The sequence below is a fragment of the Rhodococcus sp. NPDC003383 genome, assembly GCF_053589115.1.
In genome coordinates this window covers 26,963-43,490 of record NZ_JBSFRG010000030.1, presented here as the reverse complement: position 1 = coordinate 43,490, position 16,528 = coordinate 26,963, and the positions used below count along the sequence as shown (strand labels likewise).

General features: G+C 66.0%; 31 protein-coding genes. 2 read left to right on the top strand and 29 right to left on the bottom strand.

The window, feature by feature from the left end; genetic code table 11:
• Positions 1-102 precede the first annotated feature (102 nt).
• From rpsD to infA, 5 genes are all read right to left on the bottom strand, one after another.
• Positions 103-708: a 30S ribosomal protein S4 gene (gene rpsD / locus ACWDTS_RS22485; protein ID WP_197257035.1), complete on the bottom strand. Its 606-nt coding sequence runs from the start codon at positions 706-708 to the stop codon at positions 103-105.
• A 24-nt stretch (positions 709-732) separates the two neighbouring features.
• The gene (gene rpsK, locus ACWDTS_RS22480; RefSeq protein WP_006554585.1) at positions 733-1,146 is read right to left on the bottom strand and encodes a 30S ribosomal protein S11; all 414 of its coding nucleotides are present in this window, start codon (positions 1,144-1,146) and stop codon (positions 733-735) included.
• Positions 1,146-1,514, bottom strand: a complete 369-nt coding sequence (gene rpsM / locus ACWDTS_RS22475) for a 30S ribosomal protein S13 (RefSeq protein ID WP_197257037.1) — start codon at positions 1,512-1,514, stop codon at positions 1,146-1,148. The genes rpsK and rpsM overlap by 1 nt, the downstream gene beginning before the upstream one ends.
• Positions 1,515-1,741: 227 nt before the next feature.
• On the bottom strand, positions 1,742-1,855 hold the full coding sequence (gene rpmJ, locus ACWDTS_RS22470) for a 50S ribosomal protein L36 (RefSeq protein ID WP_003938068.1): 114 nt from the start codon (positions 1,853-1,855) through the stop codon (positions 1,742-1,744).
• 92 nt (positions 1,856-1,947) lie between these two features.
• Positions 1,948-2,169, bottom strand: a complete 222-nt coding sequence (gene infA / locus ACWDTS_RS22465; protein ID WP_003418601.1) for a translation initiation factor IF-1 — start codon at positions 2,167-2,169, stop codon at positions 1,948-1,950.
• 172 nt (positions 2,170-2,341) lie between these two features.
• Here infA and dtd point away from each other — a divergent pair, with 172 nt between their 5' ends.
• Complete coding sequence (gene dtd / locus ACWDTS_RS22460) at positions 2,342-2,779, top strand: D-aminoacyl-tRNA deacylase (protein ID WP_197257039.1); 438 nt, start codon at positions 2,342-2,344, stop codon at positions 2,777-2,779.
• 87 nt (positions 2,780-2,866) lie between these two features.
• Here dtd and map read toward each other — a convergent pair whose 3' ends face one another.
• The 13 genes from map to rplN all read right to left on the bottom strand — a co-directional run bounded on the left by map (position 2,867) and on the right by rplN (position 10,118).
• The gene (map, locus tag ACWDTS_RS22455; RefSeq protein ID WP_450109308.1) at positions 2,867-3,664 is read right to left on the bottom strand and encodes a type I methionyl aminopeptidase; all 798 of its coding nucleotides are present in this window, start codon (positions 3,662-3,664) and stop codon (positions 2,867-2,869) included.
• Between the two features lie 23 nt (positions 3,665-3,687).
• Positions 3,688-4,233, bottom strand: coding sequence for an adenylate kinase (locus tag ACWDTS_RS22450; protein WP_450109307.1), 546 nt, complete (start codon positions 4,231-4,233; stop codon positions 3,688-3,690).
• Positions 4,230-5,543 (bottom strand): preprotein translocase subunit SecY, encoded by a 1,314-nt coding sequence (gene secY, locus ACWDTS_RS22445; protein WP_450109306.1) that lies wholly within the window; start codon positions 5,541-5,543, stop codon positions 4,230-4,232. Before secY ends, ACWDTS_RS22450 begins: the two co-directional genes overlap by 4 nt.
• A gap of 272 nt (positions 5,544-5,815) precedes the next feature.
• Entirely contained in the window at positions 5,816-6,259 is a 444-nt protein-coding gene (rplO, locus tag ACWDTS_RS22440; protein ID WP_068163632.1) for a 50S ribosomal protein L15, read from the bottom strand.
• A gap of 2 nt (positions 6,260-6,261) precedes the next feature.
• Positions 6,262-6,441, bottom strand: coding sequence for a 50S ribosomal protein L30 (rpmD, locus tag ACWDTS_RS22435; RefSeq protein ID WP_006554593.1), 180 nt, complete (start codon positions 6,439-6,441; stop codon positions 6,262-6,264).
• The gene (rpsE, locus tag ACWDTS_RS22430) at positions 6,441-7,091 is read right to left on the bottom strand and encodes a 30S ribosomal protein S5 (RefSeq protein ID WP_197257047.1); all 651 of its coding nucleotides are present in this window, start codon (positions 7,089-7,091) and stop codon (positions 6,441-6,443) included. The genes rpmD and rpsE overlap by 1 nt, the downstream gene beginning before the upstream one ends.
• A 31-nt stretch (positions 7,092-7,122) precedes the next feature.
• Positions 7,123-7,533, bottom strand: a complete 411-nt coding sequence (gene rplR / locus ACWDTS_RS22425) for a 50S ribosomal protein L18 (RefSeq protein ID WP_248675545.1) — start codon at positions 7,531-7,533, stop codon at positions 7,123-7,125.
• A gap of 2 nt (positions 7,534-7,535) precedes the next feature.
• Entirely contained in the window at positions 7,536-8,075 is a 540-nt protein-coding gene (gene rplF / locus ACWDTS_RS22420; protein ID WP_197257049.1) for a 50S ribosomal protein L6, read from the bottom strand.
• Between the two features lie 13 nt (positions 8,076-8,088).
• Positions 8,089-8,487 (bottom strand): 30S ribosomal protein S8, encoded by a 399-nt coding sequence (gene rpsH / locus ACWDTS_RS22415; RefSeq protein ID WP_068163625.1) that lies wholly within the window; start codon positions 8,485-8,487, stop codon positions 8,089-8,091.
• Between the two features lie 187 nt (positions 8,488-8,674).
• Positions 8,675-8,860, bottom strand: coding sequence for a type Z 30S ribosomal protein S14 (locus ACWDTS_RS22410; RefSeq protein ID WP_006947159.1), 186 nt, complete (start codon positions 8,858-8,860; stop codon positions 8,675-8,677).
• Positions 8,861-8,864: 4 nt separating this feature from the next.
• Positions 8,865-9,431, bottom strand: a complete 567-nt coding sequence (rplE, locus tag ACWDTS_RS22405) for a 50S ribosomal protein L5 (RefSeq protein ID WP_450109305.1) — start codon at positions 9,429-9,431, stop codon at positions 8,865-8,867.
• Between the two features lies 1 nt (position 9,432).
• On the bottom strand, positions 9,433-9,750 hold the full coding sequence (rplX, locus tag ACWDTS_RS22400; RefSeq protein WP_006947157.1) for a 50S ribosomal protein L24: 318 nt from the start codon (positions 9,748-9,750) through the stop codon (positions 9,433-9,435).
• Entirely contained in the window at positions 9,750-10,118 is a 369-nt protein-coding gene (gene rplN / locus ACWDTS_RS22395; RefSeq protein ID WP_068163686.1) for a 50S ribosomal protein L14, read from the bottom strand. Before rplN ends, rplX begins: the two co-directional genes overlap by 1 nt.
• A gap of 234 nt (positions 10,119-10,352) precedes the next feature.
• Here rplN and ACWDTS_RS22390 point away from each other — a divergent pair, with 234 nt between their 5' ends.
• A complete protein-coding gene (locus ACWDTS_RS22390) occupies positions 10,353-10,718 on the top strand; it encodes an MmcQ/YjbR family DNA-binding protein (protein WP_450109304.1) in 366 nt (121 codons plus the stop codon).
• Positions 10,719-10,820: 102 nt separating this feature from the next.
• On the opposite strand, the gene rpsQ is transcribed toward ACWDTS_RS22390, so the two are convergent.
• The 11 genes from rpsQ to rpsJ are packed head-to-tail and all read right to left on the bottom strand — an operon-like array spanning position 10,821 to position 16,092.
• Entirely contained in the window at positions 10,821-11,105 is a 285-nt protein-coding gene (gene rpsQ, locus ACWDTS_RS22385; protein ID WP_197257052.1) for a 30S ribosomal protein S17, read from the bottom strand.
• Positions 11,102-11,338, bottom strand: a complete 237-nt coding sequence (gene rpmC, locus ACWDTS_RS22380; RefSeq protein WP_068163609.1) for a 50S ribosomal protein L29 — start codon at positions 11,336-11,338, stop codon at positions 11,102-11,104. The genes rpsQ and rpmC overlap by 4 nt, the downstream gene beginning before the upstream one ends.
• Entirely contained in the window at positions 11,338-11,754 is a 417-nt protein-coding gene (gene rplP / locus ACWDTS_RS22375) for a 50S ribosomal protein L16 (RefSeq protein ID WP_068163605.1), read from the bottom strand. The genes rpmC and rplP overlap by 1 nt, the downstream gene beginning before the upstream one ends.
• A gap of 3 nt (positions 11,755-11,757) precedes the next feature.
• On the bottom strand, positions 11,758-12,552 hold the full coding sequence (rpsC, locus tag ACWDTS_RS22370; RefSeq protein ID WP_197257053.1) for a 30S ribosomal protein S3: 795 nt from the start codon (positions 12,550-12,552) through the stop codon (positions 11,758-11,760).
• Positions 12,552-12,953 (bottom strand): 50S ribosomal protein L22, encoded by a 402-nt coding sequence (rplV, locus tag ACWDTS_RS22365; protein WP_068163599.1) that lies wholly within the window; start codon positions 12,951-12,953, stop codon positions 12,552-12,554. The genes rpsC and rplV overlap by 1 nt, the downstream gene beginning before the upstream one ends.
• Positions 12,950-13,231 carry a 30S ribosomal protein S19 gene (gene rpsS, locus ACWDTS_RS22360; RefSeq protein WP_068163597.1) on the bottom strand — a complete coding sequence of 94 codons (282 nt, stop codon included), beginning with the start codon at positions 13,229-13,231 and terminating at the stop codon, positions 12,950-12,952. Before rpsS ends, rplV begins: the two co-directional genes overlap by 4 nt.
• A 19-nt stretch (positions 13,232-13,250) precedes the next feature.
• A complete protein-coding gene (rplB, locus tag ACWDTS_RS22355; protein WP_169685525.1) occupies positions 13,251-14,084 on the bottom strand; it encodes a 50S ribosomal protein L2 in 834 nt (277 codons plus the stop codon).
• Between the two features lie 37 nt (positions 14,085-14,121).
• Positions 14,122-14,427 (bottom strand): 50S ribosomal protein L23, encoded by a 306-nt coding sequence (rplW, locus tag ACWDTS_RS22350; protein WP_197257056.1) that lies wholly within the window; start codon positions 14,425-14,427, stop codon positions 14,122-14,124.
• The gene (gene rplD / locus ACWDTS_RS22345) at positions 14,424-15,107 is read right to left on the bottom strand and encodes a 50S ribosomal protein L4 (RefSeq protein WP_450109303.1); all 684 of its coding nucleotides are present in this window, start codon (positions 15,105-15,107) and stop codon (positions 14,424-14,426) included. Before rplD ends, rplW begins: the two co-directional genes overlap by 4 nt.
• Positions 15,104-15,757 carry a 50S ribosomal protein L3 gene (rplC, locus tag ACWDTS_RS22340; protein WP_450109302.1) on the bottom strand — a complete coding sequence of 218 codons (654 nt, stop codon included), beginning with the start codon at positions 15,755-15,757 and terminating at the stop codon, positions 15,104-15,106. Before rplC ends, rplD begins: the two co-directional genes overlap by 4 nt.
• Before the next feature lie 29 nt (positions 15,758-15,786).
• Positions 15,787-16,092: a 30S ribosomal protein S10 gene (rpsJ, locus tag ACWDTS_RS22335; RefSeq protein WP_003938093.1), complete on the bottom strand. Its 306-nt coding sequence runs from the start codon at positions 16,090-16,092 to the stop codon at positions 15,787-15,789.
• Positions 16,093-16,528: the final 436 nt, after the last annotated feature.

The following is a 16,528-nucleotide window of genomic DNA, read 5'->3' as shown; positions in this document are numbered from 1 at the left end:
CTTGTGGGCGTCCGCTATATGACGCCCTCGTGGGATGCGGTGTTCTCCCGGCCGTGACCCCGAAGAATCCGGGTCGGAAGAACACCGCAGCGCATGTGCGCCTTACTTCGAGTAGTACTCGACGATCAGCTGTTCCTGCAGCGGGATGTCGATCTGCGCGCGCTCGGGGAGCTGGTGGACCAGCACCCGCAGACGCGAACCGACGACCTGCAGCCAACCCGGAACCGGGCGCTCGCCCAGGGTCTCGCGGGCGACCTGGAACGGCAGCGTGCTCAGCGACTTCTCGCGGACATCGATGATGTCGTACTGGGAGACGCGGTAGCTCGGGATGTCGACCTTCTTGCCGTTCACCAGGAAGTGGCCGTGCGTGACGAGCTGACGTGCCTGGCGACGCGTGCGGGCGAGGCCGGCACGGTAGACGACGTTGTCCAGACGCGACTCGAGGATGGTCAGCAGAACCTCACCGGTCTTACCGGGACGGGAGGCGGCTTCCTCGTAGTAACGGCGGAACTGCTTCTCCATGATGCCGTAGGAGAAGCGGGCCTTCTGCTTCTCCTGCAGCTGGAGCAGGTATTCGCTCTCCTTGATCCGCGCGCGGCCGTGCTGGCCCGGCGGGTAGGGGCGACGCTCGAACGCCTGGTCGCCTCCGACGAGGTCGACACGGAGACGACGCGACTTGCGGGTAACGGGACCGGTATAACGTGCCATTTTCTAGTACCTATTCCTTTCCCGTTAGACCCGACGCCGCTTGGGCGGACGGCAGCCGTTGTGCGGCTGGGGGGTGACGTCGGAGATGGTGCCGACCTCGAGGCCCGCGGCCTGGAGGGAACGGATCGCCGTCTCGCGGCCCGAGCCCGGGCCCTTCACGAAGACGTCGACCTTCTTGACACCGTGCTCCTGCGCCTTGCGGGCGGCGTTCTCGGCGGCGAGCTGCGCGGCGAACGGGGTCGACTTGCGCGAGCCCTTGAAGCCGACGTGGCCGGAGGACGCCCAGGAGATCACGTTGCCCTGCGGGTCCGTGATGGACACGATCGTGTTGTTGAAGGTGCTCTTGATGTGAGCAGCGCCGTGCGGAACGTTCTTCTTGTCCCTGCGCCGTGCCTTCTGGGTCTTCTTCGGACCGGTGCTGCGTGACTTGGGAGGCATTACTTCTTCTTTCCTGCGACGGTGCGCTTCGGACCCTTACGGGTGCGGGCGTTGGTCTTGGTGCGCTGTCCACGCACGGGCAGACCACGACGGTGTCGCAGGCCCTGGTAGCAGCCGATCTCGATCTTGCGGCGGATGTCCGCCTGGACCTCGCGGCGGAGGTCACCCTCGACCTTGTAGGACTCCTCGATGTACTCGCGGAGCTTCGCCAGGTCCTCGTCCGAGAGGTCCTTGCTGCGCAGGTCCGGGCTCACGCCGGTTGCCGCCAGGATCTCCTTGGAGCGGGTACGGCCGATGCCGTAGATGTAGGTCAGTGCGATCTCCATCCGCTTTTCGCGGGGAAGATCGACACCTGCGAGACGTGCCATGAGTGGCATTCCTTTTCGGTGTGCGGAGGTCTGCTCCCAGCCCGTCCCCTGCGTCGAAGAAACTGTGTGTCGACAAACACAGTGGGGCCCCGGCCTCCGAACCGGGGGTTGATCGCACAGCTTCCCGACGAATCGGGAATCGTAACCGTGCGACTGGTGCTGGAAGGTCTTCGTGCTCGTTGCCGAGCTGCTTGTTGCCAAGCCGATCTTCGCGAAGAAGAGTCGATCTAGCCCTGACGCTGCTTGTGACGCAGGTTCTCGCAGATCACCATGACCCGGCCGTTGCGGCGGATCACCTTGCACTTCTCGCAGATCTTCTTGACGCTAGGCTGAACCTTCACGTGCGTCCGATCTCCTGTATGTACGCCCCCGGACACGGCAAAAGACCGTGTCGAAGACATGGTTCTCCCCGACCGTGTAGCCGGGGAAGCTCTTACTTGTAGCGGTAGACGATGCGTCCGCGCGACAGGTCGTAGGGGGAGAGCTCCACGACAACCCGGTCCTCGGGCAGGATGCGAATGTAGTGCTGGCGCATCTTGCCACTGATGTGAGCCAAGACCTTGTGACCGTTCTCGAGCTCAATGCGGAACATCGCATTGGGCAACGGTTCGACAACACGGCCTTCGACCTCGATTGCCCCGTCTTTCTTAGCCATATCCTCCGCGATCCGTCGTTCGGTGTGTGGTTGCATCGGCATCCGATACCGTGACGCTCGGCGAGTCCCGGTTCACGGGCAAGCCGATCACCGGAGCGCAGAGCGCACCACCGATCAATCGTACGGGAAGTTTCCCACCTGGCCAAATAAGCCGACATGAGGAGGACCGCGGGTGCGGGCACTGGTTCAACGGGTCACGACGGCGGCGGTGTCGGTGGACGGCACCGAGGTCGCGCGCATCTCCCCCGCCGAAGGCGGACACGGACTGCTCGTTCTCGTCGGCGTCACACACGACGACGACGCCGCGAAGGCCGCGACCCTGGCCCGGAAGGTGTGGACGATGCGGATCCTCGAGGACGAGAGATCCGCGTCCGATCTGGGTGCTCCGCTGCTGGTCGTCAGCCAGTTCACGCTGATGGCCGACACCCGGAAGAGCCGGCGCCCGTCGTGGTCGGCGGCGGCACCGCGTCCGGTCGCCGAACCTCTCGTCGACGAGTTCGTCGCAGCCCTGCGCGCTCTCGGAGCCGAGGTCGCCACCGGAGTGTTCGGCGCGCACATGGAGGTGAGCCTCGTCAACGACGGCCCGGTGACCCTCCTGCTCGAGGTGTGAGCCGCCTCCCCCATCCGAGCGAATGTACCGTTCGTCTCCTTCAACCGATCGAACGGTACATTCGCTCGGAAAAGCAGGGGTCTGCGATTACTCGGGTCGGAGCGTGAGGATGCGCGGCCCGTCCCCGGTGACCGCGACGGTGTGCTCCCAGTGCGCGGCCCGGCTGCCGTCGGTGGTCACGACGGTCCACTTGTCCTCGAGCACTTCGGTGTCGTACGTGCCGAGCGTGAGCATCGGCTCGATCGCGAGCACCGATCCGACGACCAGACGCGGACCCTTGCCGGGCGCGCCCTCGTTCGGAAGGAACGGGTCCATGTGCATTTCGCGGCCGATGCCGTGACCGCCGTATCCGTCGACGATCCCGTAGCTGCGGCCGTGCAGTTTCTCCGCGGCGTGGGTGCCGAGTTCGATCGCGTGCGAGACGTCGGTGAGCCGGTTGTCGGGAAGCATCGCGGCGATGCCGGCCTCCATCGACAGCCGCGTCGCCTCGCTCAGATCGGCGTCGGCCTGCGACAGCTCACCGACGCCGAACGTCCACGCCGAATCGCCGTGCCATCCGTCGAGGATCGCCCCGCAGTCGATGGACACGAGGTCGCCCTCGGCGAGGATGTCGTCGGCGGACGGGATGCCGTGGACGACGCGGTCGTTCACCGACGAGCAGATCGAACCGGTGAACCCGTGGTAGCCCAGGAACGACGGGACGGCCCCCGCATCGCGAATGACCGCCTCCGCCACCCGGTCGAGCTCGAGGGTGCTGACACCGGGCTTCGCGGCGTCGCGCACCGCGACGAGCGCGGCCCCGACGATCGCGCCCGCAGCCGCCATCGCGTCCAGTTCACCGGACGTGCGGAACGGGACGACCTTGCGCTTGCGCCCGAAACCCATGTCGAACTCCTCGGTCCTGCTTGTTACTTGCCGAGCGCAGCGAGTGCGCGGGCGTTGATCTCCTCGACCTCACCGACCGCATCGACCGTGACGAGCGAATCGGCGTAGTAGTCGAGCAGCGGCGCGGTCTCCTCGCGGTACACCCGGAGGCGGTTGCGGATCACGTCTTCCTTGTCGTCGGCGCGACCGCGGGCGAGCATCCGCTCGACGACGATCTCCTCGTCGATCTCGAAGGACAGCACGCCGTCGAGGGCGGTGTCGAGATCCTTGAGCATCGACTCGAGTTCGCGGGCCTGCTCCACGCTGCGGGGGAACCCGTCGAGCAGGAAGCCGTTCGCCGCGTCGGGCTCGGCGAGGCGGGCGCGCACCATGTTGTTGGTGATCTCGGCGGGCACGAGCTCGCCGGCGTCGATGTACTTCTTGGCCTCGACGCCGAGCGGGGTGCCCTGGCCGATGTTGGCGCGGAAGAGATCGCCGGTCGAAATGGCAGGGACGCCGAGCTTCTCCGACAGGATTGCGGCCTGCGTGCCCTTGCCGGCACCGGGAGGACCGAGGAGTACAAGTCTCACTTGAGGAACCCTTCGTAGTTGCGCTGCATGAGTTGACTTTCGATCTGCTTGACAGTGTCCAGCGCGACACTGACGAGAATGAGCACCGCTGCGCCGCCGAAGATGCTCGACGCGGTCTGGCTACCGGACAGGAAGAAGTGCGGAAGCGTGGCGATGAGACCCAGGTACAGCGCGCCCGGCACGGTGATGCGGTTGAGCACGTACGTGAGGTAGTCCGCGGTGGGTCGGCCGGGACGGATGCCGGGGATGAACCCGCCGTACTTCTTCATCTCGTCGGCGCGTTCCTCCGGATTGAAGGTGATCGCGACGTAGAAGAAGACGAAGAACACGATCAGCGCGAAGTAGATCGCGATGTAGACGGGGTTGTTCGGATTGACGAGGTACTCGTTGATGAACCGCTGCCACCAACTCGGATCGGTCGCCGTGCTCGCACCGGTGAGCTGTGCGATGAGGTTCGGCAGGTACAGCAGGGACGACGCGAAGATCACCGGGATGATGCCGGCCTGGTTGACCTTCAGCGGCAGGTAGGTCGACGAGCCGCCGTACATGCGGCGCCCGACCATGCGCTTGGCGTACTGCACCGGGATCCGGCGCTGGCCCTGCTCGACGAACACCACGCCGGTGATGATCGCCAGCGCGACGACGCACACGATCGCGAAGACGAGGCCGCCGCGGGATTCGAGGATCATGTTCCCCTCGGACGGCAGGCGCGAGGCGATACCGGAGAAGATCAGCAGCGACATGCCGTTGCCGACACCGCGCTCGGTGATGAGCTCACCGAACCACATGACCAGCGCCGCGCCCGCCGTCATCACGAGCACGATGACGACCATGCCGAAGATGCTGTCGTCGGCCAGGATCGGTTCGGAACATCCCTGCAGGAGCTGCCCTCGCGCGGCGAGCGCCACGATGCCGGTCGACTGCAGCACCGCCAATGCGATCGCCAGATAGCGGGTGTACTGCGTCATCTTCGCCTGACCGGACTGGCCCTCCTTGCGGAGTTCCTCGAACCGGGGAATCACGACGGTGAGCAGCTGCACGATGATGCTGGCGGTGATGTACGGCATGATGCCGATCGCGAACACCGACAGCTGTAGCAGCGCGCCGCCGGAGAACAGGTTGATCAGCGAGTAGATGCCCGCCTGTTCGCCTCCGGAGATCTGGTCGATGCAGGCGCGGACGTTTCCGTAGTCGACGCCCGGGGACGGCAGCGTCGCACCGAGCCGGTACAACGCGACCAGTCCGATCGCAATGAGGATCTTCCGCCTCAGGTCCGGGGTCCTGAGGGCCGAAACGAAGGCGGAAAGCAAAGATCCTCCTGGCAGGCCGGGCGGGGACGACGGGTCATGGGTACCACCCGTCGGACGGTGGACAACTCTTGAACTCTAACAGTGCGGCCCGGTGCGGCGACCACGCGAGGGGGCCTCGCACGACACCGGGCGCGTGGCCCGATGCCGGGCCACGCAGACGCAAGGACGTGCCCGCAAGGGTACGTCAGCAACTCGAAACGACGAACGGCCGCACCGCAGCAGTAGCTGCAGCGCGGCCGTTCGAGAGCCGTGCACGGGCACGAGCGAACAGGTCAGGCCTGAACGGTCGCGGTGCCGCCGGCTGCGGTGATCTTCTCCTTGGCGGAGCCGGAGAACTTGTCCGCGGTCACCTGAGCGGCCACGGAGATCTCGCCCTCGCCGAGCACCTTCACGAGCTGGTTCTTGCGAACCAGGCCCTTGGCGACGAGCTCGTCGACGCCGATGGTGCCACCCTCGGGGAACACACGAGCGATGTCGCCGACGTTGACGACCTGGTACTCGGTGCGGAAGGCGTTCTTGAAGCCCTTGAGCTTCGGAAGCCGCATGTGCAGCGGCATCTGGCCACCCTCGAAGGCCGCCGAGACGTTCTTACGCGCCTTGGTGCCCTTCGTACCGCGGCCTGCGGTCTTGCCCTTCGAACCTTCACCGCGGCCGACGCGGGTCTTGTCCGTCTTCGCGCCCGGAGCGGGACGCAGGTGGTGCAGCTTGATGGTCATTCTCAGACCTCCTCAACCGTGACGAGGTGACGCACCACGTTGATCAAGCCGCGGTTCTGCGCGTTGTCCTCACGCACGACGGACTGACGGATCTTCCGCAGGCCGAGGGTGCGCAGGCTGTCACGCTGGTTCGACTTGGCGCCGATGGTGCTCTTGATCTGGGTGATCTTCAGCTCTGCCATTAGTTCACGCTCCCAGCAGCCTGTGCACGCGCACGCAGCATGCCGGCCGGAGCCACGTCCTCGAGGGCCAGACCGCGGCGAGCCGCGACTTCCTCCGGACGCTGCAGCTGCTTGAGGGCAGCCACGGTCGCGTGCACGACGTTGATGGCGTTGTCGGAGCCGAGCGACTTCGACAGGATGTCCTGGATGCCTGCGCACTCGAGCACGGCACGCACCGCGCCACCGGCGATCACACCGGTACCGGGGCTGGCGGGACGCAGCAGGACGACACCTGCAGCGGCCTCACCCTGCACCGGGTGGGTGATGGTCTTGCCGATGAGCGGGACGCGGAAGAAGCCCTTGCGAGCCTCCTCGACACCCTTCTGAATGGCCGCGGGAACTTCCTTGGCCTTGCCGTAGCCGACGCCGACCAGGCCGTTGCCGTCGCCCACGATCACCAGAGCGGTGAAGCTGAAGCGACGACCGCCCTTGACGACCTTCGACACACGGTTGATCGAGACGACACGCTCGATGTAGTTCGACTTCTCGGCGGCAGCGCCGCCACGCGAGTCGCGATCGCGGCGGTCGCGACCACCACGGTTGTCCCCGGTGTTGGGGCCACTCTGTCCGGCGGGGCCGTTGCCGCCGTCACGCCGCTGACGTCCCGGCATCAGGCGTTCCTTCCGTTCGAAAAAATGGTCATCAGAACTTCAACCCGCCTTCGCGAGCCGCGTCCGCGAGGGCCGCGATGCGGCCGCTGTAGGTGTGGCCGCCGCGGTCGAAGACCACAGCTTCCACGCCCGCAGCCTTCGCGCGCTCGGCGATCAGCTGACCGACCTTGGCGCCACGGGCCTTCTTGTCGCCCTCGAGGGCGCGGACATCGGCTTCGATCGTCGACGCAGCTGCGATCGTCGTACCCGTCAGGTCGTTGACCAGCTGCGCGTGCAGGTGACGCGACGACCGGTTGACGACGAGACGCGGACGATCTGCGGTGCCCGAGATCTTCTTGCGGAGACGGAAGTGACGACGCGTCTTCGACAGCCGGCGCGTGGTGGACACGTCCTTGCCGCGCGGGATGCGCTTGGCCTTCTGGTTCTCTGTCTGCTCGCTCATGATCACTTACCCGTCTTTCCGACCTTGCGACGGACCTGCTCACCCTCGTAGCGGATGCCCTTGCCCTTGTAGGGGTCGGACTTGCGCAGACGACGGATGTTGGCCGCGATCTGGCCGACCTTCTGCTTGTCGATACCCGAGATCGAGAACTTCGTCGGGGTCTCGACCGCGAAGGTGATGCCCTCCGGGGCCTCGATGAGCACCGGGTGGCTGTAGCCGAGCGAGAACTCGAGGTCCTGGCCCTTGAGCGCCACGCGGTAACCGACGCCGAAGATCTCCATCTTGGTGGTGTAGCCCTGGGTCACACCGACGATGAGGTTCTGCACGAGGGTGCGCGACAGACCGTGCAGCGCACGGCTGCGACGCTCGTCGTTGGGGCGGGTGACCTGGAGCGCGCCGTCCTCACCCTTCGCGATGGCGATGGGCTCGGCGATCGTCAGCGACAGGTTGCCCTTGGGGCCCTTGACGGCGACGTCCTGGCCGTCGATGGTCACCTCGACGCCGGCGGGGACGGTAACGGGAATCTTTCCGATACGCGACATGTGTTGGCCTCCCTTACCAGACGTAGGCGAGGACTTCCCCGCCCACTCCCTGCTTGGCCGCCTGGCGATCGGTGAGCAGGCCGGAGGACGTGGAGATGATCGCCACGCCGAGGCCGCCCAGGACCTTGGGCAGGTTGGTGGACTTCGCGTACACGCGCAGGCCGGGCTTCGACACGCGGCGCACACCGGCGAGGCTGCGCTCGCGGGAAGGCCCGTACTTGAGGTCGACGACGAGGGTCTTGCCCACCTCGGCATCCTCGGTGCGGAAGTCGGCGATGTAGCCCTCACGCTTGAGGATCTCGGCGATGTTCGCCTTGATCTTCGAGTGGGGCAGCTTCACCTGATCGTGGTACGCCGTGTTGGCGTTGCGCAGACGCGTCAAGAAGTCTGCGATGGGGTCGGTCATGGTCATAGCTGACCTGTTCACCTTTCTCGCTGCGGTTCCCATACAACACCGACGCCGCGACGTGGTCGCGGTTCCGGCCGTGGGCCTACAACGAACTTGGTTTCGTGCGGGTCCGAACTGCGAGAACGGATCGGACCCCTGACGGGTGTGAGGACGGGCGGGTCACGCAGTGGCGACCCGCCCGCCGTTCACGTCACCAGGAGCTCTTGTGAACCCCGGGAAGTTCACCGCGGTGTGCCATCTCGCGAAGGCAGACACGGCAGAGTCCGAACTTGCGGAACACAGCGTGCGGACGGCCGCAACGCTGGCAGCGGGTGTAGGCGCGAACCGCGAACTTCGGCTTCTTGTTGGCCTTGTTGACCAGTGCCTTCTTAGCCATGGGCTCAGTTCTCCTTGAACGGGAAGCCGAGGTGCTTGAGCAGGGCACGGCCTTCTTCGTTGTTGGTAGCGGTGGTCACGACGGTGATGTCCATGCCGCGGGGGCGGTCGATCTTGTCCACGTCGATCTCGTGGAACATCGACTGCTCGTTCAGGCCGAACGTGTAGTTGCCGTTTCCGTCGAACTGGTTGCCGTTCAGGCCGCGGAAGTCCCGGATACGGGGAAGCGCGATGGACACGAGACGGTCCAGGAACTCCCACATGCGGTCGCCGCGCAGCGTGACGCGCGCACCGATCGGCATGCCCTCACGCAGCTTGAACTGCGCGATGGACTTGCGGGCCTTGCGGATCTCGGGCTTCTGACCGGTGATGAGGGTCAGGTCCGCGACCGCGCCGTTGATCAGCTTGGCGTCGCGAGCGGCGTCACCGACACCCATGTTCACGACGACCTTGACGACGCCCGGGATCTGCATGACGTTGGCGTAGTCGAACTCCGCCTGCAGCGCGTCCCGGACCTCGGCACGGTAGCGGGCCTTCAGGCGCGGCTGGGTCTTGTTCTCGGTGGTGGTCATGTCAGATGTCCTTCCCGTTCTTCCGGGAAATCCGAACGCGCTTGCCGGTCTCCTCGTCGGTCCGGTAGCCCACGCGGGTGGGGTTGCCGTCCGAGTCGATGACCGCGACGTTGGAAACGTGGATCGGGGCCTCCTGCGTCACGATGCCCCCGGAGGAGGCGCCGCGCTCGTTGGCCGAGACCGCCGTGTGCTTCTTGATCCGGTTCACGCCCTCGACGAGGACACGGTTCTCCTTCGGGTAGGCCGCGATGACCTTGCCCTTGGCACCCTTGTCCTTGCCCGAGATGACGAGCACGGTGTCGCCCTTGTGCACCTTCATCACAGCACCTCCGGAGCGAGCGAGACGATCTTCATGAACCGCTTGTCGCGCAGCTCGCGGCCGACGGGGCCGAAGATGCGGGTGCCACGCGGGTCGTTGTCACCCTTGATGATGACCGCGGCGTTCTCGTCGAACTTGATGTACGAGCCGTCCGGCCGGCGGCGCTCCTTGACGGTGCGCACGACAACGGCCTTGACGACGTCGCCACGCTTGACGTTGCCACCGGGGATCGCGTCCTTGACGGTGGCGACGATGATGTCGCCGATTCCGGCGTAGCGACGGGACGAGCCACCGAGAACGCGGATGCAGAGAATCTCCTTGGCACCCGTGTTGTCGGCGACGCGCAGTCGCGACTCCTGCTGGATCACTAACTTCTCCTTGACCTGGATTGGTTTGTACGTCAGATTTCCGACCTGGACGTACGCGGTCGTCGGCTACTCGCGGCGCACGTGCGAAAGACACACGGGTCCCGCGAAGCAACCCGTCCAGGGTAGGCGATATACAGCATGCAGGGCAAATCCGCGAACTGTGAGGTCGCTCCCCGCTCGACGCCCGCGACGCGGCGCAGACACTCTGTCGGCCCGGCCGGTTACCGTCGGCACATGCGTCCCGACCTTCCCGGCCCGATTCTCGAGCGGTTGCACGAGATCCTCCGCGCGTTTCCCGAATGCGTCGACGAACCTGCGTGGACGGGAGTGCGCTGGCGGGTCCGCGGCGCGACGGTCGCGCACGCGTTCGGCGGCGAGGACGGCCTGTTCCGGATCGTCTTCCGCACCGAACCCGGCGAGGTCCCCGCATTCGAGAACATGGGCGAGCCCTACTTCCGGACGAACTGGGGTGAGACCACAGTCGGCATCCTGCTCGACGACGCGACGGACTGGACCGAACTCGCCGAGATGCTCACCGACTCCTACTGCGTGCAGGCACCCGCCACGCTGGCGGATTCGGTGAACCGGCCCGGGAACTGACTGCCTCGCCCTCCCCCGCCCCCGGCACCGAACGCGGCGCGGCCCGGCACCCCGAAAAGGGATGCCGGGCCGCGTGATTCGCTCCGCGAGGGCGAGAGGACCTTACTTGGCCTTCTCGAGCACCTCGACCAGACGCCAACGCTTGCTGGCGGACAGCGGACGCGTCTCCATCAGCTGGACGCGGTCGCCGATGCCGGCCAGACCGTTCTCGTCGTGCGCCTTCACCTTGGTGGTACGGCGGATGATCTTGCCGTACAGCGGGTGCTTCACACGGTCCTCGAGCTCGACCACGATGGTCTTTTCCATCTTGTCCGAGACGACGTAGCCGATGCGGACCTTGCGGCTCGCGCGCTCTTCGTTCTTGCTCACTGCCTTTTCCTCACTCATGCCACGTCACCCGCATTCGGGCCGGTGGACAGGCCGAGCTCACGCTCGCGCAGCACCGTGTAGATCCGGGCAATTTCGTTCCGCACCACGCGGAGGCGACGGTTGTTGTCCAACTGTCCGGTGGCCATCTGGAAGCGCAGGTTGAACAGCTCTTCCTTGAACTCACGGACCTTGTCGGCCAGTTCTGCGTCGCTCAGTTCGCGGAGTTCCGCGGCGGGGGTACCGGTAGCCATCAGAACTGCTCCTCCCTCGTCACGATGCGGCACTTGCAGGGGAGCTTGTGCATCGCGCGGCGCAGGGCCTCGCGGGCAATCTCCTCGTTCGGGTAGCTCATCTCGAACAGCACGCGACCGGGCTTGACGTTCGCGACCCACCACTCGGGCGAGCCCTTACCGGAACCCATTCGGGTTTCGGCCGGCTTCTTGGTGAGCGGGCGATCCGGGAAGATGTTGATCCAGATCTTGCCGCCACGCTTGATGTGCCGGGTCATGGCGATACGAGCGGACTCGATCTGCCGGTTGGTGATGTAGGCCGGCTCGAGAGCCTGGATACCGTACTCACCGAAGGTCACCTGGGTTCCGCCCTTGGCGGCACCCGTACGGCTCGGGTGGTGCTGCTTGCGGTGCTTGACCCGCCGTGGGATCAACATGCGTCAGCCCTCCTGATTCTCAGTCGAAGCGGGTGCATCGGCGGAGGCGGCGCGGCCGGCTTCCGTGCTCGTCGCGGTGGTGCCCGAAGCACCGGAGCGACGCGGACGGCTGGGGCGCTCGCGACGCGGGCGATCCGCAGGAGCGGCAGCAGCGGCCAGCTCACGACGGCCACCGACGATGTCGCCCTTGTAGATCCAGACCTTCACGCCGATGCGACCGAAGGTGGTCTTCGCCTCGTACAGGCCGTAGTCGATGTCCGCGCGCAGCGTGTGCAGCGGAACGCGACCCTCACGGTAGAACTCCGAGCGGGACATCTCGGCGCCGCCGAGACGGCCCGAGCACTGCACCCGGATGCCCTTGACGTTCGGCTGACGCATGGCCGACTGGATGGCCTTGCGCATCGCACGACGGAACGCGACACGGTTGCTGAGCTGCTCGGCAACGCCCTGGGCGACGAGCTGCGCCTCGGACTCCGCGTTCTTGACCTCGAGGATGTTCAGCTGGACCTGCTTACCGGTCAGCTTCTCGAGCTCGGCGCGGATGCGATCGGCCTCGGCGCCGCGGCGGCCGATGACGATGCCCGGACGCGCGGTGTGGATGTCCACCCGCACGCGGTCCCGGGTCCGCTCGATCTCGACCTTCGCGATGCCCGCGCGCTCCAGGCCGGAGGCCAGGAACTTACGGATCGCGACGTCTTCCTTCACGTACTCCGCGTACTGCTTGTCCGCGTACCAACGCGACTTCCAGTCGGTGGTGATGCCCAGGCGGAAGCCGTGCGGGTTGATTTTCTGGCCCACTACTGAGCTCCCTTCCGGCGGTTACGGTTGGACGCGGTCGAGCGGGAGGCGACGCTCTCGACGATCACGGTGATGTGGCTCGTCCGCTTGCGGATCCGGAACGCGCGGCCCTGGGCACGCGGCTGGAACCGCTTCAGGGTCGCACCCTCGTCCACGTACGCCGTCGCGACGACGAGCGTGCTGGGGTCGAGGTCCAGGTTGTTCTGCGCGTTGGCAGCGGCGGAGGCGATCACCTTGGCGACCGGCTCGGCAGCGGCCTGCGGAGCGAACTTGAGGATCGCAAGGGCGTCCTCGACCGACTTGCCGCGAACGATGTCGACGACGCGACGCGCCTTCATCGGGGTCACACGCACGTGGCGCGCAACAGCCCGAGCGCTGGGGTTGGTGGTTTCAGTGCTCATCGACGCTTGCTCTTCCGGTCGTCCTTGATGTGGCCCTTGAACGTACGGGTCGGCGCGAACTCGCCGAGCTTGTGTCCGACCATCGAGTCCGAGACGAACACCGGCACGTGCTTGCGGCCGTCGTGGACGGCAAACGTGTGACCGATGAAATCGGGCAGGATAGTGGAACGGCGCGACCAGGTCTTGATGACCTGCTTGGTGCCCTTCTCGTTCTGCAGATCCACCTTCGCCAGGAGGTGGTCGTCGACGAACGGGCCCTTCTTGAGGCTGCGTGGCATTCTCTAACTCCCTCCTTGACTAGCGCTTCTTGCCGGTACGGCGACGACGGACGATGAGCTTGTCGGACGCCTTGTTCTTGCGGGTGCGGCCCTCGGGCTTGCCCCACGGGCTGACCGGGTGGCGACCACCCGAGGTCTTGCCCTCACCACCGCCGTGCGGGTGGTCGACCGGGTTCATCACGACACCGCGGACGGTCGGGCGCTTGCCCTTCCAGCGCATACGGCCGGCCTTGCCCCAGTTGATGTTCGACTGCTCGGCGTTGCCGACCTCGCCGACGGTGGCGCGGCAGCGCACGTCGACGCGACGGATCTCACCGGAGGGCATACGCAGCGTGGCGTAGGTGCCTTCCTTACCGAGGAGCTGGATGCTCGCGCCGGCGGAACGGGCCATCTTGGCGCCGCCACCCGGACGCAGCTCCACCGCGTGGATGGTGGTACCGGTCGGGATGTTGCGCAGCGGCAGGTTGTTGCCGGGCTTGATGTCCGCGGTCGGGCCGGACTCGACGGGAGCACCCTGCACCAGGCCCTTGGGGGCGATGATGTAGCGCTTCTCGCCGTCCACGTAGTGGAGCAGCGCGATGCGGGCGGTGCGGTTGGGGTCGTACTCGATGTGAGCGACCTTGGCCGGGATGCCGTCCTTGTCGTTGCGACGGAAATCGATCAGGCGGTAGGCGCGCTTGTGTCCGCCACCCTTGTGACGGGTGGTGATGCGGCCGTGCGCGTTACGACCACCGCGACCGTGCAGCGGGCGAATCAGCGACTTCTCGGGCGTCGACCGAGTGATCTCGGCGAAGTCCGAGACACTCGCGCCGCGCCGACCCGGGGTAGTCGGCTTGTACTTACGAATTGCCATGAGTCTTCTCGTCCTCTATCTCTCGAGTTCCGACCGCTTACGCGACCGGGCCTCCGAAGATCTCGATGGGCTTGCTGTCGGCGGTGAGGGTCACGAGCGCGCGCTTGGTGTCCTTGCGCTTGCCGTAACCGAACCGGGTCCGCTTGCGCTTGCCCTGACGGTTGGCGGTGTTGACGCTGCTCACCTTGACGCCGAAGACCTTCTCGACGGCAATCTTGATCTGCGTCTTGTTCGAGTCCGGGTGCACCAGGAAGGTGTAGGTGCCTTCCTCCATCAGCCCGTAGGACTTCTCGGAGATGACCGGAGCCAGCAGGATGTCGCGGGGATCGGCGATCGTGCTCACTTGCTCTCCTCCTTCGCGAGCTGCACGGACTCGGCCGGTCCGTGGATGAACGTGTTGAGCGCCTCGACGCTGAAGACGACGTCGTCGCTGTAGAGCACGTCGTAGGTGTTCAGCTGATCCGGCGCGATCGGGTGCACGTTCTGCAGGTTCTGCACGCTCTTCCACGCCGCGAGATCCTCACGGCCGACGACGAGGAGCAGGTTCTTGCGATCGGACAGCTCCGCGAGGAAGCTGCGCGCGCTCTTGGTCGACGGGGTCTGCCCGGCGACGAGCTCGGTGATCACGTGGATGCGCTCGTTGCGCGCCCGGTCGGAGAGGGCACCGCGGAGGGCGGCGGCCTTCATCTTCTTGGGCGTGCGCTGGCTGTAGTCACGCGGCTGCGGTCCGTGGACCGTGCCACCGCCGGCGAACTGAGGCGCGCGGGTCGAACCCTGACGGGCGCGGCCGGTGCCCTTCTGCCGGTACGGCTTCTTGCCACCGCCGCGGACGTCGCCGCGGGTCTTGGTGGCGTGCGTGCCCTGGCGAGCCGCGGCGAGCTGTGCCACGACGACCTGGTGCAGCAGCGCGATGTTCGCGGGAGCGTCGAAGATCTCGGCGGGGAGATCGACGGTGCCGTCGGTCTTGCCACCCGGCGCCTTGACGTCCAGCGTCAGCTTGGTTGCGGTCTCGGTGCTGGTCATGCCCGTGCACCACCCTTCACTGCGGTCTTGACGATCACGAGGCCACCCTTGCGGCCCGGGATCGCACCCTTGATCAGCAGCAGGCCGTTCTCGGCGTCCACCTTGTGGACCGAGAGGTTCTGCGTCGTGATGCGGTCGCTACCCATGCGGCCGGACATGCGCGTGCCCTTGAACACGCGGCCCGGGGTGGCGCAGCCACCGATGGAACCGGGACGACGGTGCACGGCCTGCGCACCGTGCGAGGCACCCTGGCCGGCGAAGCCGTGGCGCTTCATGGTGCCCGCGAAGCCCTTGCCCTTGGAGGTGCCGGTGACGTCGACGAACGCGCCGTCCTCGAAGACCTCTGCAGTGAGCTCCTGGCCGATCTCGTAAGCCGAGGTGTCCTCGACACGAAGCTCGACGAGATGGCGGCGGGGGGTCACGCCGGCCTTGGCGAACTGGCCGCTGACCGGCTTGTTCACCTTGCGGGGGTCGATGGCGCCGAAGGCGAGCTGCACGGCGTTGTAGCCGTCGCGCTCCTCGGTGCGAATCTGCGTGACCACGTTCGGTCCGGCCTTGACGACGGTGACCGGAACGACCCGGTTGTTCTCGTCGAAGACCTGGGTCATGCCGAGCTTGGTGCCCAGGATTCCCTTGATCTGGTTAGTCATTTGTTATCTCCGCTGCGTCTTCTACAAGCTCACTGAATGTTGACGTCGACGCTGGCCGGGAGGTCGATGCGCATGAGAGCGTCGACCGTCTTCGGCGTCGGGTCGAGGATGTCGATCAGCCGCTTGTGAGTACGCATCTCGAAGTGCTCGCGCGAGTCCTTGTACTTGTGCGGCGAGCGGATGACGCAGTACACGTTCTTTTCGGTGGGCAACGGCACCGGGCCGACCACGCGGGCACCCGTACGGGTCACCGTCTCGACGATCTTGCGCGCAGATGCGTCGATCGCCTCGTGGTCATAGGCCTTGAGCCTGATGCGGATCTTCTGTCCCGCCACGCTTAGTGTCCTTTTCTTGCCGCGTTTCGTAGCACCCGAACGAGCCGGGAGCCACCTCGTCTGCACAGCCCCACCGGAACGGCGACCGAGAACAGCACTGACACGATGCGATACCGGGACGCACCCGATCCGCTGCCGCTGTTCATCTGTCAATAGTTCTCCGGTCCACGCGGTCGGGCGTGTCGCCCTTCCGCTCATTCCCCGGCACCGAAGCTCGATGCCGCGGGAACCCACCGGATGCACCCATACGGGCACACAGGGGTACTGCTTCCGTCTTGCATGTGGCCGCGACCAGGCCGTCAGGCTCGATCCGCGACTGTCACACCAACCCGTTCCGAGCCGCAAAAAAACCATGACCCGGTCAAGGCAACCCGACCAGTATGCAGGACTGCTCCCACAAACTCAACTCGGGAGGCCCGGTGCCCACGTGCGCCGG

What these genes read in the sequence shown, in the direction of transcription:
- rpsD (WP_197257035.1), bottom strand. Translation starts at nt 708, where the DNA reads ATGGCACGTTATACCGGTCCCGTTACCCGCAAGTCGCGTCGTCTCCGT.
- rpsK (WP_006554585.1), bottom strand. Translation starts at nt 1,146, where the DNA reads ATGCCTCCCAAGTCACGCAGCACCGGTCCGAAGAAGACCCAGAAGGCA.
- rpsM (WP_197257037.1), bottom strand. Translation starts at nt 1,514, where the DNA reads ATGGCACGTCTCGCAGGTGTCGATCTTCCCCGCGAAAAGCGGATGGAG.
- infA (WP_003418601.1), bottom strand. Translation starts at nt 2,169, where the DNA reads ATGGCTAAGAAAGACGGGGCAATCGAGGTCGAAGGCCGTGTTGTCGAA.
- map (WP_450109308.1), bottom strand. Translation starts at nt 3,664, where the DNA reads ATGGGTTTCGGGCGCAAGCGCAAGGTCGTCCCGTTCCGCACGTCCGGT.
- rplO (WP_068163632.1), bottom strand. Translation starts at nt 6,259, where the DNA reads ATGACCATCAAGCTGCACCACCTGCGTCCCGCTCCGGGCGCGAAGACG.
- rpmD (WP_006554593.1), bottom strand. Translation starts at nt 6,441, where the DNA reads ATGGCAGAGCTGAAGATCACCCAGATCAAGAGCACCATCGGCGCCAAG.
- rpsE (WP_197257047.1), bottom strand. Translation starts at nt 7,091, where the DNA reads ATGCCGGGACGTCAGCGGCGTGACGGCGGCAACGGCCCCGCCGGACAG.
- rplR (WP_248675545.1), bottom strand. Translation starts at nt 7,533, where the DNA reads ATGAGCGAGCAGACAGAGAACCAGAAGGCCAAGCGCATCCCGCGCGGC.
- rplF (WP_197257049.1), bottom strand. Translation starts at nt 8,075, where the DNA reads ATGTCGCGTATCGGAAAGATTCCCGTTACCGTCCCCGCCGGCGTCGAG.
- rpsH (WP_068163625.1), bottom strand. Translation starts at nt 8,487, where the DNA reads ATGACCATGACCGACCCCATCGCAGACTTCTTGACGCGTCTGCGCAAC.
- ACWDTS_RS22410 (WP_006947159.1), bottom strand. Translation starts at nt 8,860, where the DNA reads ATGGCTAAGAAGGCACTGGTCAACAAGGCCAACAAGAAGCCGAAGTTC.
- rplE (WP_450109305.1), bottom strand. Translation starts at nt 9,431, where the DNA reads ATGACCACCACCGAGAACAAGACCCAGCCGCGCCTGAAGGCCCGCTAC.
- rplX (WP_006947157.1), bottom strand. Translation starts at nt 9,750, where the DNA reads ATGAAGGTGCACAAGGGCGACACCGTGCTCGTCATCTCGGGCAAGGAC.
- ACWDTS_RS22390 (WP_450109304.1), top strand. Translation starts at nt 10,353, where the DNA reads ATGCGTCCCGACCTTCCCGGCCCGATTCTCGAGCGGTTGCACGAGATC.
- rpsQ (WP_197257052.1), bottom strand. Translation starts at nt 11,105, where the DNA reads ATGAGTGAGGAAAAGGCAGTGAGCAAGAACGAAGAGCGCGCGAGCCGC.
- rpmC (WP_068163609.1), bottom strand. Translation starts at nt 11,338, where the DNA reads ATGGCTACCGGTACCCCCGCCGCGGAACTCCGCGAACTGAGCGACGCA.
- rplP (WP_068163605.1), bottom strand. Translation starts at nt 11,754, where the DNA reads ATGTTGATCCCACGGCGGGTCAAGCACCGCAAGCAGCACCACCCGAGC.
- rplV (WP_068163599.1), bottom strand. Translation starts at nt 12,953, where the DNA reads ATGAGCACTGAAACCACCAACCCCAGCGCTCGGGCTGTTGCGCGCCAC.
- rpsS (WP_068163597.1), bottom strand. Translation starts at nt 13,231, where the DNA reads ATGCCACGCAGCCTCAAGAAGGGCCCGTTCGTCGACGACCACCTCCTG.
- rplB (WP_169685525.1), bottom strand. Translation starts at nt 14,084, where the DNA reads ATGGCAATTCGTAAGTACAAGCCGACTACCCCGGGTCGGCGCGGCGCG.
- rplD (WP_450109303.1), bottom strand. Translation starts at nt 15,107, where the DNA reads ATGACCAGCACCGAGACCGCAACCAAGCTGACGCTGGACGTCAAGGCG.
- rplC (WP_450109302.1), bottom strand. Translation starts at nt 15,757, where the DNA reads ATGACTAACCAGATCAAGGGAATCCTGGGCACCAAGCTCGGCATGACC.